The 13,800-nt window shown below is 34.2% G+C and carries 8 protein-coding genes; all 8 read right to left on the bottom strand.

Translation table 11 applies throughout. The annotated features are described in order from the left end of the window. Window positions 1-10: 10 nt before the first annotated feature. The 8 genes from OZP07_RS00860 to OZP07_RS00825 all read right to left on the bottom strand — a co-directional run bounded on the left by OZP07_RS00860 (window position 11) and on the right by OZP07_RS00825 (window position 13,799). Window positions 11-3,331, bottom strand: a complete 3,321-nt coding sequence (locus tag OZP07_RS00860; protein WP_281636939.1) for a TonB-dependent receptor — start codon at window positions 3,329-3,331, stop codon at window positions 11-13. 323 nt (window positions 3,332-3,654) lie between these two features. After that, on the bottom strand, window positions 3,655-5,298 hold the full coding sequence (gene pgi, locus OZP07_RS00855) for a glucose-6-phosphate isomerase (RefSeq protein WP_281636938.1): 1,644 nt from the start codon (window positions 5,296-5,298) through the stop codon (window positions 3,655-3,657). Window positions 5,299-5,531: 233 nt separating this feature from the next. Next, on the bottom strand, window positions 5,532-6,749 hold the full coding sequence (locus OZP07_RS00850; RefSeq protein WP_194640523.1) for a M23 family metallopeptidase: 1,218 nt from the start codon (window positions 6,747-6,749) through the stop codon (window positions 5,532-5,534). 17 nt (window positions 6,750-6,766) lie between these two features. Further along, complete coding sequence (locus OZP07_RS00845; protein WP_281636937.1) at window positions 6,767-7,699, bottom strand: tryptophan 2,3-dioxygenase family protein; 933 nt, start codon at window positions 7,697-7,699, stop codon at window positions 6,767-6,769. Then, window positions 7,696-8,469 (bottom strand): DUF3108 domain-containing protein, encoded by a 774-nt coding sequence (locus tag OZP07_RS00840; RefSeq protein ID WP_194640525.1) that lies wholly within the window; start codon window positions 8,467-8,469, stop codon window positions 7,696-7,698. Before OZP07_RS00840 ends, OZP07_RS00845 begins: the two co-directional genes overlap by 4 nt. A 282-nt stretch (window positions 8,470-8,751) precedes the next feature. After that, the gene (gene hppD, locus OZP07_RS00835; RefSeq protein WP_281636936.1) at window positions 8,752-9,912 is read right to left on the bottom strand and encodes a 4-hydroxyphenylpyruvate dioxygenase; all 1,161 of its coding nucleotides are present in this window, start codon (window positions 9,910-9,912) and stop codon (window positions 8,752-8,754) included. A gap of 166 nt (window positions 9,913-10,078) precedes the next feature. Beyond that, on the bottom strand, window positions 10,079-11,236 hold the full coding sequence (locus OZP07_RS00830; RefSeq protein ID WP_281636935.1) for a homogentisate 1,2-dioxygenase: 1,158 nt from the start codon (window positions 11,234-11,236) through the stop codon (window positions 10,079-10,081). 271 nt (window positions 11,237-11,507) lie between these two features. After that, window positions 11,508-13,799, bottom strand: coding sequence for a patatin-like phospholipase family protein (locus OZP07_RS00825; protein WP_281636934.1), 2,292 nt, complete (start codon window positions 13,797-13,799; stop codon window positions 11,508-11,510). Window position 13,800 lies beyond the last annotated feature (1 nt).

Below are 13,800 nucleotides of genomic sequence, written 5' to 3'. Positions count from 1 at the left end.
TAAATAAATATTATTTTCCAAATATATATCTAAGTGTAAACTGTGCTTGCCAAACATCTGAAACTGAAGTATTTTTTTGGTAAGTATCTTTAATCAAGAATCTATTTCCATCAGCATCTGTTTGTGTAGCAAGAGTATACTGGGGAACATTTGCTGTTGTTGCAGAAGAAAAAGCTAAAACGTTAGAATTTGTTGCTCTTTGAGATACTCCCCAATCTTTATTTAGCATATTTGTAAAGTTTAAGATATCTGCTCTAAACTGGAAACTATTCTTTTTACCTGCTATTTTTACATAAAAATCTTGAGTTACAGACAAATCTAATCTATGTAACATCGGCAAAACAGATTCATTTCTTTGAGCATATTGACCTCTTCTTGTACGTAGATACTTGTCTTGATCGATATAAGCATCAAATGCAGTTCTTTGTTCCGCCTCTGTATAAGTTCTAGTTGTTGTAACTCCAGTTACGGTATTAGTACTAGTTACTACAAGAGGAACAAAACGAAGCTCATTTGCACTATTTGGCACATAGATTAAATCATTTGCACTAACTCTATCTCCATTCATATCACCACTATATGTGTAAGAAAACGGATTTGCTTGTTCTCCAATATATCCTAAATTTATCGAAGTTGCACCACCTAGACCTTTACCATATTCAATTCTATAACCAATAACACCTACTAAACGATTTGGCGTATTGTTATTTGAATTTGACACTTCTAAATCATTATTACCATTTACAGATCTAGCACCAGTCCAAGAACCAGAAGCAACTGACCCTGGAGAAATTAAATCAGTAGCTTTAGAATGAGTATAGGCGAATGATCCCCAAAGTCCTTTTTGGTATGGATATTCTAATTTAAATGTAGTAGAATAAAAATATCCTTCATTAGAGTTTGTTAAAACGATTCCATTTGAAACATTATCATTTACACGTACACCATTATCATTACGAGCATATCTTGGTCTGTTGTCAGTACCACTGAAAGTTCCTACTGGAGCATCAAAGTTGGCATTGTAATAGTGAATAGCATTAATGTTTTTTTGAATAATTGCCTCAACAGTACCTGTAAATCCATATAGAAGCTTTTGATCAACAGCCAAAGTAGTTTTCCAAACCTGAGGAGATTTAAATTTTTTATCATTAAAAGATAAATCATAAAAAGATGGAGCAGTAGGTGTTGCTGGAGTAAAATAATCAGCAGGTCTTGGAGTAAAACCATATCCTCCCGCTACCAAAGCAGCACCACTAGCATCTACTGAACCTGTAAGTACACCATTATTACCAACTTGATTTGATATATATACTGCAGGAGATCTACCAGTAAATATACCCGAACCACCTCGAACTATTGTAACAGCATCTCCTTTTAAGTCAAGATTGAAACCAACTCTAGGTTCAAATAAATATGCTGCATCCGGCATATCACCTGTATTCAATTTTTCACCATTAGCAAAAGTCATCGCAGTTACTGTTGGATTCTCTAATGCTGTATCAGCATACCAAACTCTTGAAACTCTTAAACCTACCGTAAATTTGAATTTGTCACTTAACTTCATTTCATCCTGAGCATATAAATCTAACTTGTTAGATTTTAATATTTGCCAAGGTTCTGCACCACCTGGTAAGGCAGAATATTTGTATTGAAAACGTGCAGGTGAAGTAAGACTTACAGATGATGGAGCACCAGCATTTGCAACAGACTGATTAGCAGCCGCGTAAAAATCAGTTAACGAGTTAAAGATGTAAACACCGTTTGATCCTGAGAAAAATAAATTTTCAGATTTAAAATATTCGAAATTTGCACCAAATACTAAAGAATGTTTTCCGATAGTTTTAGTCAAATTATCAGTGAAGTGTAAAGTTGAATAATTAAGTTTATTCCCTTGAGTAAAAGGATCTAAACCAACTGAAATGTAAGTTGCCGATCCTTGTTTAATATCGATAGTTGGGAACAGACCTCCTCCTTGTAAACCTCTGTCTTCTATCTGCTTGTCGTAACCTCCAATAAAGTTATTGTACCAAGAATTGCTTAATTTACTGTTTAACTCTATTACAATAGATCTAGTATTGTCTAAAATAGTATAACCGCTATTTTGGAATGACATAGCCAAAGAACTTGTTCTTCTATTTCCAAAACCTAATGAATTTGAATTAGATGTTAATTCATCAGACGAAGAATCATGATGAACGTATCTTGCAGTAAGCTTATGATTATCATTAATATTCCAATCAATTCTACCTAAGAATTTTTTTGAACTTTTTTTGGCATCATAATTTTCCCATGCGCCTGTATCATAACCAAATTTCTCTTTCATAAAATTAGAAAGAGTCTGCATTTCAGTATACGTTGGAAGAGAAATTTGTCCACTTGGATTAGGAGATCCTGTAGATGTCCAGTTTGTAGCAGGGCTAATATTTTCAATTTTTTCAAAATTTCCAAAAAAGAATAATTTATCTTTAATGATTGGCGCTCCAATACGAGCTCCCCATACCGTTTCGTCAAATTTACCTGAAGTTACTTTCACATCACCAGCGTGATTCCCAATATAGTTTTTACCATTATTTCTAAATGAGTTATAAACAGATCCTTCAATTTCATTTGTACCACTTTTAGTCACAGCATTAATTCCTGATCCTAAAAATCCTGACTGACGAACATCATATGGCGCCACACTTACTTGCAATTGTTCAATAGCATCTAATGAAATTGCCGTTGAACCTGTTCTACCTCCAGCTTGAGAATCGCTCCCTAGTCCAAATCCATTATTAAATACCGAACCATCAATAGTAAAGTTATTTAATCTTGAATCCTGACCACCAAAAGTTCCGTTTGCACCTGCATTAGCATTATATTTAGTAACCGAATTTATAGAACGAGCTCCTAATACTGGTACAGCTGAAATCTCTCTATTAGAAAATTGTTGTGATGCACCTGTTTTTCCTTTATTAAAATTGCCTTTTGTTTTTGTAGTAACCACAACTTCTTTAAGGGCACTTGATTCTTGTTGAATATTTACATTCACAGTAAGGTTATTACCTAAACCTACATTGACATCAGTAATCTCAGTTGTCTTATAACCAATATAAGTAACTTTAACTGTATAAGGCCCTCCTGGTCTTAAACCTTGCGCAGCATAACCACCGTCATAACCTGTATTTGAAAAGTATTTTGTCCCTGTTGGCTTGTGAACAATTTCAACAGTTGCTCCTGGGAGTCCTTGCCCCGTTTCTGATCTAACTGTTCCAGAAATTGCCGAACTCGTAACTTGAGCCTGACCTAAAACCGAGAGAAAAATAATCAAAATAAAAATAATTTTTTTCATTTTCTTGAATGTTTGTGTTTTGTTTTAGTTTAAATATTTTTGGCAAAATTATAACATTTAAACGAATAAATGTTAACAATGCTTTAAGAAATTGCTTCTTTTACTATACATGCATACTAAATAACCATATCCGTATTTATTAATTAATATTTTAGTTTTTATCTATAATTTAACTAAAATAAACAAGAATGTCATAATTAAAATTTCAATAACAATCGTTTTGATTTGAATTATTTAAAAAAAAACTCTTTTGAAACCAATAAAAAAAGCCCCGATATTCGAATATCAGGGCTTTTTAATTTCTTAACGTGATACTAAAGAATCTACTTGTTTTTTAAAAAATGGTTAAGTAAAAAAGTAGTCGAACTATCATGGGTTTTTACCGTTTTAGAATTAATTTCCTCTAAAATAGAATTAGCTAACTGCTTCCCTAGTTCAACTCCCCATTGGTCAAAACTAAAAATGTTCCATATAATTCCCTGTACGAAAATTTTATGCTCATACATGGCAATCAATGAACCTAAAGATTTTGGCGTCAGCTTTTGAATCAAAATTGTATTAGTTGGTTTATTTCCTGTAAATACTTTGAAAGGCAAAAGTGCACTTGCCTTTTCTGCGCTTAATCCTTGTTTATCAAATTCTGCCTGAACCTGTTCTTGAGATTTTCCATTCATCAAAGCTTCTGTCTGCGCAAAAAAGTTCGACATTAATTTGTCATGGTGATCTTCATCTCCGTATAATGGTTTTACGAATCCAATAAAATCCGAAGGAATCAATTTAGTCCCTTGGTGAATTAACTGAAAAAACGCGTGCTGTGCATTGGTTCCTGGTTCACCCCAAATAATGGTCCCTGTTTCATAATTTACAGGCTTCCCGTCACGGCCAACACTTTTACCATTACTTTCCATTGTTCCCTGCTGTAAATAAGGAGCCAGTTTCTGTAAATATTGTGTATAAGGAATCAAGGCTTCACTTTCGGCTCCAAAGAAATTATTGTACCAAACGCTTAACAATGCTAATATTACTGGTATGTTTTTGTCAAAATCAGCTGTTTTGAAATGCTCATCCATTTCATTAGCTCCAACCAACAAATCATTAAAGTTATCAAAACCAACTGCCAGACTTATTGAAAGACCTACTGCACTCCATAAAGAAAAACGTCCTCCAACCCAATCCCACATTGGGAATACGTTTTCTGGGTTGATACCAAATTCAGTTACTTTTTGAATATTAGTAGAAACAGCCACAAAGTGTTTAGCGACATCTTCCTGCTTAGCTGATTTTAAAAACCAAGCCTTTATAGTTTCTGAGTTAGTTAAAGTTTCCTGAGTTGTAAAAGTTTTAGAAACAATAACAAATAAAGTAGTTTCAGGATTTAGTTTTTTAATGATTTCATTTACGTGATCTCCATCAACATTCGATGCAAAATGTACGTTTAAATGATTTTTATAGTATTGCAGAGCTTCAACAGCCATAACTGGCCCCAAATCAGAACCGCCGATACCTATATTAACAACATCAGTAAATGCTTTTCCTGTATAACCTGTTCTTTGTCCTGAAGTAACTTCGTTAGTAAACGATTTTACTTTATTCTTTACTTCATATACTTCTGGCATCACATTCACGCCGTCTACATTGATTACAGCAGATGCCGGAGCTCTCAAAGCAGTGTGCAGAACAGCTCTGCCTTCCGTTTGATTGATAATTTCTCCGCCAAAATAATCAGCAACAGCACTTTTCAAACCAGTTTCATCTGCTAATTCAAGCAGCAAATCAATAGTTTCTTGACTAATTCTGTTTTTAGAGTAATCAACTAAAAAATCATTCCATTTCAAATGAAACTTTTCGGTTCTTGATGAGTCAGCTTGAAACATTGCTGCCATTGAAGCATTTTGTATTTCAGTATAGTGTGCCTGAAGTTTTTTCCAGGCAGAAGTTTCGGTTGGGTTTATTGTATTTAAAGCCATTTTATTCTTATTTTTTATGTTGTGCAAATTTACTGAATTAAGTTTGAATGGACTAAAATCAGACAATTATATAACAATAAAAAAACAGCCTCAGATACACAAATTTTAAATCCTTTTTAATCTGTGAATCTGTGGCTAAAATATTTTTCGAAAGTGAGAACACTTAAACCCCCTAAAAATAAATTCAATTTGAGAATAACAATTTAACTCTTGAAATACCCTGAAATTTTTTATTACAAATTAGATACGCTATCCAATTCAAATTTTAAATGCTCTATTTTCTTCAAAAATCTTGCTTTATTTTTTGGATTCATTGGTTCTCCATTAGGCAATTTTAATCGTAAAGCATCGACTTGCACTCCATTTTTCCAAAAACGGTAACATACATGCGGTCCTGTAGCCAGCCCTGTACTTCCTACTAAACCAATAGTCTGTCCTTGAGTCACATGTTGTCCGCGTCGCACTAATATTCTGGACATATGTAAATATTGAGTCGAATAGACCTTATTATGCTTCACTTTTACAAAATTTCCATTACCCGCAGTATAACCTGTTTGCTCTACAATACCTGCTGCTGTAGTTGAGATAGGTGTTCCATATGGTGCTGCATAATCAGTTCCTTTATGCGCTTTCCAGATCTGCTGTACAGGATGAAAACGATTAGCACTAAAATGAGAGGTAATGTGACTAAATTTAATTGGTGTCTTAAGAAAGAAATTCTTCAGTGTTTTTCCATCTTCATCATAATAATCGACACTTCCTGACCCTTGATTTTGTTCGAATGGAAAAGCATAAATAATTTTGCCTTTATATTCAAAAAAAGCTGCCTGAAGACTGTCAACACCGTCATAAATAGAATCGTTAATATAGCGCTCAGTAAAAGTCAAACCAAAACGGTCTCCTTTTTTAACTTTAAAGAAATCAATAGACCATGCAAAAATCTTAGAAATTTTACTCGCTAGAGCACCTTCCACTTTTGCGTTATCTAAAGTTTCAGATAAGGACCCTTTTAATACACCGCCAATGGTTCTGCGTTTTAATGTTAAAGGTTTTGTTTTTTTAGAAGCTTTTGCAATTGAATCCCTTAAATCTATTACATAATAATGAAGCGCATCGGGCTGGTAGATAAAAACATTTAAAGTGTTCGTTTTATTCTTGGAACGAAGCAGTGTATACTTTTTATTAATTCTAATGGTACGCACATCAAAAGTATCTTTTACCTGAGCTACAATATCAAATACTTTTTTATCGCCAATATTTTGATTCTGCAGAATGCTTCCAAAAGTATCTCCAGGTTTTACCGAATCCAGAACAACATTAAAATCCGAAAACTTAAATCCAAAATCACTTTTTTTAGATTTTGGAATCACATGATTTTCTACAGCTTCCTTATCTTTATCACAAGAAATTAAGGAAAAAAGGACTGCCGCAATTACAATTATCTTTTTCAAATTATCTCTTTTTATCTTTAGTTTTCTACACCCCAATTAGCTAGTTCTTCCTTACTCCAAAGCTCAGGAAAAAAAATCCTTCTTTGGTATCTAGGGTGCATATATTTTTTCCAATCGCTCCCGCCGGTGGCTTCACCGTCTCCTTTACCGTTATCAATATATTTTCTGGCAGCATTCAGATGTCCCATAACCCAAGTAACATTTACTGTATGGTCATAATGACGCATCGCCTTAACTAATTCGGGATTTTCACGGTCAGTATCTGGCAGCTGTTTGAATTTCTGCCAAAGGTTTATCGTGTTGTATTCTTTCATTTGAGTTATAAATGCCGCTTTGTATTTACGTTCAAATTCTAAAAGTAAATAGGACTTCTCGCCTGTTTGATGATCCTTTCCTGCAGCCTGCCAATACATATGATCCAAGGCGTGTTCATAAGGCGTATTTCGGTCAATAGTGGAACGAAAACGGTAATCGATAAGATTAATTAAATCCGTGGAAGCAATCTCTATCATTCTGTACTGTGCGCTTTGAAAACCGCTTGCCGGAGTCAGCGTATTTCTAAACTTCATGTATTGCTCTACCTCCATTCCATCGCCCATAATATCAAAAGAAGTGGTAAGCATATCAAAGTATCGGCTGATTCTCATTAACCTTTCGGTAAAAAAAACTGCCGTCAATTTTTCAGCATAGGAAATCTGATGCATTTCCCAAAGTATCATTTTAAAAAGCAGTTCATTGACTTGATGATACATTATAAAAACCATTTCATCGGGCAGTGTTGTTCTCTGAATCTGCAGATTCAATAAAGCATCTGTCTGTATATAATCCCAATATGTTATTGGTTTTGACCAAAGCAATCCTTCAAGATGGGTTTCCGTTTTTTGATTAATCTGCTGGAATTTTTGATCAATTTCATCTAAAATTGATGCTGTGGTATCATTTATTGTCATTTTGCTTTTAATTTAAACGGATTATTTAACCCTTTGTAATCTTCCAAATCCGCTTTTAAAGACCCTACCAAAAGTGTTGCTTTTATCCGAACGGGGATCTTATTATAGTCGTCTGAAATCCATAAAGTTAAACTTTCCTCTTCTTTAAATATACGTCCAGACTGCACCAAAGGTCTAAAAATCATGGTCGAAACGACTCCAAATTTAGTTTTAATATCTTCTCTACCTATAAATTTTAACTTAAATTTTGTAATCTCTCCATCAAAAAACATGTCGATAATAACAGATTCTCCAGCTTTTATTTTATTGATATTGGGATAATTGCGCAGATAATAAAATGAGGAAAGAATATCCTGCGCGTTTTTGGGAAAATCGAAAGCCTTTTCTGTTTTGTGTTTATAATCTTTTACCAATATCCTGTTAGTTCTCTGATTGAAAAATCCTTCCTGATTTTTGGTATAACCGCCTTCATTGATTTTTCGAACAAAACGATACGGGTTCCTGGTTTCTTTGTCTATATAGCTTTCATAAACATCCTCAACTTCAAAAAAGAATTTGGTCATACCTGTAGAAAAGCCTTTTCCTATTACATGAAAAACTGGCTCATTATTCAGTGTTTCATCCTTAACTTCGATAGTTGCATAACCTGCATTTATAATACCGTAATGAACTCTAAACTTTAGAAATTCGCCTGCAGCAAAAGCTTCCTCCTTTTGTGTATCGAAACCTAAAGTGATAATCACTAACAAGAAAATTATAATTTTTTTCATTGGATTTCGATATATTATAAAAAATAAATCTCAAATGTATTAAAACAAAAAAACTCAGTCAAATTAATGACTGAGTTTTTATGCTATTAACTAACCAAAAAACTATAAATTATGAAAATTTATATGAAACTAAGAAGGAAACCACCCCTTCGTTGTTTACAGGTGCAAAGTTATTGCATAAATCGAATTATTTTTAGCAAAAAACCAAGTTTAACACAACATTTGCACCTTTAAGGGTTCTTTAACTATTATTTTTTTTGATAATGTAAAAATAATTGAATTTTACAGAGTTCCTCGTAATTCCTGTTCACGCTCAATAGATTCAAAAAGTGCTTTAAAGTTCCCCGCACCAAATCCTTTGGCTCCCATTCGCTGAATAATTTCAAAAAACAAGGTAGGACGGTCTTGAACAGGTTTGGTAAAAATCTGCAATAAATAACCGTCTTCATCGGCATCAACCATAATCGCCAGTTTTTCTATTTCATTCAAATCTTCTTTCATCATACTCATGTGTACGCCCAATCTCTCGGGAATAGCTTCATAGTAAGCGTGAGGAGGGGACGATAAAAACTCCACTCCTCTCGCTTTCAACTCCGAAACTGTTTTTATAATATCGTCAGTAGCAATGGCGATGTGCTGAATTCCTGGTCCTCCGTAAAAATCCAGGTATTCTTCGATTTGCGATTTTTTCTTTCCTTCGGCTGGTTCATTGATAGGGAATTTGATTCTTCCGTTGCCATTGGACATTACTTTACTCATCAAAGCTGAGTATTCGGTATTGATTTGTTTGTCATCAAATGACAGGAAATTCACAAATCCCATCACATCTTCATAAAATTTAACCCAAGTATTCATTTCGTTCCAGCCCACATTTCCTACCATGTGATCTATATATTTAAGCCCCGTTGGTTCTGGATTATAATCGGATTTCCACTCTTTGTAACCTGGCAGGAAAACACCTTTATAATTTTTTCGTTCCACAAAAATATGAACCGTTTCTCCATACGTATAAATTCCAGAACGCACTACTTCTCCATACTCATCCTGCTCTACTGTTGGTTCCATAAAAGAACGAGCGCCGCGTTTCATTGTTTCTTCATAAGCGCTTCGGGCATCTTCTACCCAAAGTGCGGCTACTTTTACGCCGTCTCCGTGCTTTTTCAAATGATCATGGATTGGAGAGTCCTGCGTTAAAGGAGTTGTCAAAACAATTCGGATTTTGTCTTGTTTCAAAACATATGAAGCTTTGTCTTTTACGCCCGTTTCCAGTCCGGCATAAGCCAATGACTGATAACCAAAAGCGGTTTTATAATAATGAGCCGATTGTTTTGCGTTGCCTACGTAGAATTCTACATAATCGGTTCCTAATAACGGAAGGAAATCCTGTGCTCCTTCAAATATTTTCTCTAATCCGTATTCTACTGATTTTATTTCTTTACTCATGATGTTTATTTGTTTAATCGGTCAATCGTTTATTTGACGAACCGAAATATTGTTGTAGATTGTGTTTTTCTTACCGCAGAGAGCGCAAAGTTTTACGCAAAGTTCCGCAAAGCTTTGTGTTCTTTGCGTGAACTTTTCTTGAGTTCTTTGCGGTAAAATATTTTTTTTATTCTGTCCAAGATTTATAATACTGTCCGTCATCAATTCCCATGGCTTCTTCGGTCACCATAAGCGGGTGAAAAGTATCGACCATTACGGCTAATTCCTGAGTTTCCTTATGTCCGATGCTTCGCTCCATCGCGCCGGGTGCTGGTCCGTGAGGAATTCCTTTTGGATGCAGTGTAATGTGTCCCTGCTCGATATTATTTCGGCTCATGAAATCGCCGTCTACATAATACAAAACCTCATCGCTGTCAATATTGCTGTGATTGTATGGCGCCGGAATGGATTTTGGATGATAATCGTATAATCTTGGCACAAATGAGCAAACCACAAAAGTTCCCGTTTCAAAAGTTTGATGAACTGGCGGCGGCTGATGTACGCGTCCAGTTATAGGCTCGAAGTTGTGTATACTGAAACCGTATGGAAAATTATAACCATCCCAGCCCACAACATCAAAAGGATGCGTGGCATAAACCACTTCGTGCATCATTCCTTCCTTTTTTATTTTGATAATAAAATCTCCTTTTTCGTCATGAGATTCTAGTTCGTTAGGCAAAATAAAATCGCGTTCGCAAAAAGGCGAATGTTCCAAATGCTGTCCCGATGCATTTTTGTAACGTTTTGGCGTGTAAAACGGAGAATAGGATTCTACATAAAATAAGCGGTTTTCTTCTGTGTCAAATTCAATCTGGTAAATAATACCGCGCGGAATAATCAGATAATCGCCGTACTCAAAAGGAATATTTCCAAGCATAGTGCGGAGTTTTCCTTTGCCTTTGTGAATGAAAATCATTTCGTCGGCATCAGCATTTTTATAGAAATATGCGGTTAGGGATCTTCTAGGCGCGGCCAGTCCGATGATGCAGTCTCTATTGACCAGCATGGGCTTACGGCTGTCCAAAAAATCGTCTTCGGGTTTTAATTCGAAACCTTTTAATAATAGTGATTTTATGTTTTTCCCAATGGCTATTTTGGGTTCGACTGAATATGATTTTAAAATTTCCTTGACCTGAGTAGGTCTGTGAATATGATATGACAATGAAGAATTGCCATGAAAACCCTCTGTCCCAAAAAGCTGTTCATAATACAGTCCTCCTTTTGGATTTTCAAATTGGGTGTGCCGCTTTGGAGGGATATTTCCCAGTTTATGATATATTGGCATGACTTTTTAAATTAGAAAATTAGAAAATGTGTTAATTAGAAAATTATAACAATTACTATATCATTGAAAAAAGAAATGAAAACAATTAAAAACTGTTTTTACAAATCAGATCTCCTTATAGAATTATCTAATTTTCTAATTGAAGAATTAACCAATTAAAAAAAATCACTCTGGATTTCTCTTGATTAAGAATTGAAGATATTCTAATAAACCTTTCCAATTTGCTTTCATAATTACAAATGTCGTAATTTTTTTTAATAAAAAATGTAAATCAAAAAATAAATCCAACAGAAAACCAAAGATAAGAATTGGAAATTTCCGGTGACCATGAATATTTTATCTCAACTGGTCCAATAACAGTTTCCAATCCATAACCCAAAGCATATCCTGAATACTTTGGCAAAGAAATCCAATCTAACGATTTATAAAGATCATCGCCTAGATTAGCATAATTAGCAGAAAAATTAATATGGTTTTTTTTGAAAACTTCATAATCAAATGTAATGGTTGATTCCAAATAACCGCTTCCTGAAATACTTAAGAAATCATAACCATAAAAATACTTGAAATTGTTGGTATTATAATATCCATAACCCCCTAAAATAAAATCGAAATAAGGTATGCTTTTATCACCAACAGGTGTTCCTGCCTCGGTTTGAAATTTAATGGTTGCATTTTTAAAAACTGTTTTTGCAATACCTGCTTCGCCTTTTACTATAAAAAAAGGATTAAAATTAGCATCACTCTCTGAAGAAAACATATAAAACTGAGGGTTTGCTGAGAAATACCATCCCTTTTTTGGGAAGTATTTATTATCGTAGGAATCGTATTTAATATACCCGAAAACACTGCCGTATGTACTCTTTGTAATATTTGAATTCAGCTCAAGTGTTTCCGAAGAAATGTCCAGATATTCGAACTCTGCTCCAACACCAATAAGAAATTTTTGCGCAAATAAGGATTGAATGTATACTTGATTTGACAAATTTAAATAATCAATATTTATAGAATTTATACCGTTAATGTTGTATGTTATTACGCTGACAGGTACATTTTTATTAAACTGGTTCAATTGTGATTTAAAACCATAACTCAATTGAAATCCGTTATCAATATAATAATCAAAATAATACCTTAGGTTATCTCCCAAAACCAAATCGGCAGATAAAAAGTCATTTTTGAAAAAAGTTTTTTTATTGGTAATATTAGCAAGAACAGCACTTTTGTACAAGCCATCGTAATGCAGTGCAAATTTTAAATTTGTCTTTACAGGACTTTCCGTTAAAGTAAGAACCAAGTCATCGTATTCTCCGTTTTTGTCAAAATAATAACTGACATTGCTAAAATTCTGTGTAGCATTCAGGTTATTTATTCCTGTTTCCAAATCTCTAAAGCTAATTTTAGACTTGGGCTTAAAATTTAATTTACCAATAATATAATCCCTTGAATAATTTTTGAGTTCATTTATTTTTATGCTGACAATATTCAAGCTGTCGGTCTGCACTTTCAGTTTGGGTTTGTGATATGGATTAGCCTTATCTACCAAAAGATCTATTTTTTCATATATAGAAAAAGCAGCGTCCTCGCCTTTTTTAATAATTTCTGCCGCTTTTTCAAAAGATACTACTCCATAATTTTTAACATCAGGCTTTATATAGATTTCAGTCAGATTTGCATTTGTTTTCATTCTTTCAATCATCTGCAGATTGGTAATCTGAAAAAAAACTTTTGAGGCACTTCTAAGTTCATCTTTACTCAATAATCCAGATTGAACATCGACTCCTATTATAATATCAGCACCCATCTTACGAACCTCATCAATCGGATAATTATTAATTACGCCTCCATCAATAATTAGATTGTTATCAATGATAATAGGCGCAAATATGGAAGGAAGGGATGCACTGCCTGTTATGGCCTGAGACAAAATTCCTTTGTCAAAAACCACCTGCTCTCCTAGAGCGATATTGGTTCCAACACATACAAAAGGAATTGGCAGCTCATTAAAATTACGAACATGCCTTACAGGAAATGTCAAACGGCTCAATAAATTAAAATTGTACATTCCTTTGGACAATCCCTCGGGAGTACCAATACTAAATTTATTGAATGGAAGTATTAAAGCATACAATTCATCATTTCGTTTTTCATAGAAATTTTTGGAAGATCGAGGAATAAAGTCATTAATAACATTACTAAAATTAGTAGTATCAATAATAGAATCAATCTGTTTTGCATTATATCCCATAGCATAAAGACCTCCAATTACAGCCCCCATACTGGTCCCGCCAATGTAGTCTATTTTTATTCCGGCATCTTCCAATACATTTAAAACTCCTATATGTGCAAATCCTTTGGCACCTCCTCCACTTAGCACCAAACCTATTTTAGGTCTTTTGGGTGCATCCTGAGCGTTTGAGGCAATAGGCAATAAGCAATAGGCAATGAGAAAAAAGGCTTTTAATATAAAAAACAGGCTGCTGCCAACCTTTGCCCATTCAATGCAGACAAAATCAATTTTTACTTTTGGCTGTTGCCTTTTGGCTGTTGCCTCAATTCTCATA

The sequence above is a fragment of the Flavobacterium marginilacus genome, from assembly GCF_026870155.1.
In the GTDB taxonomy this organism is placed as follows: Bacteria; Bacteroidota; Bacteroidia; order Flavobacteriales; family Flavobacteriaceae; genus Flavobacterium; species Flavobacterium marginilacus.
Note: the sequence above shows the minus strand (reverse complement) of the source record. Positions and strands in the feature narration are given on the sequence as shown.

Coding starts and splice junctions, on each gene's coding strand:
- hppD (WP_281636936.1), bottom strand. CDS start 9,912: ATGAGTAAAGAAATAAAATCAGTAGAATACGGATTAGAGAAAATATTT.
- OZP07_RS00840 (WP_194640525.1), bottom strand. CDS start 8,469: ATGAAAAAAATTATAATTTTCTTGTTAGTGATTATCACTTTAGGTTTC.
- OZP07_RS00825 (WP_281636934.1), bottom strand. CDS start 13,799: ATGAGAATTGAGGCAACAGCCAAAAGGCAACAGCCAAAAGTAAAAATT.
- pgi (WP_281636938.1), bottom strand. CDS start 5,298: ATGGCTTTAAATACAATAAACCCAACCGAAACTTCTGCCTGGAAAAAA.
- OZP07_RS00860 (WP_281636939.1), bottom strand. CDS start 3,331: ATGAAAAAAATTATTTTTATTTTGATTATTTTTCTCTCGGTTTTAGGT.
- OZP07_RS00845 (WP_281636937.1), bottom strand. CDS start 7,699: ATGACAATAAATGATACCACAGCATCAATTTTAGATGAAATTGATCAA.
- OZP07_RS00830 (WP_281636935.1), bottom strand. CDS start 11,236: ATGCCAATATATCATAAACTGGGAAATATCCCTCCAAAGCGGCACACC.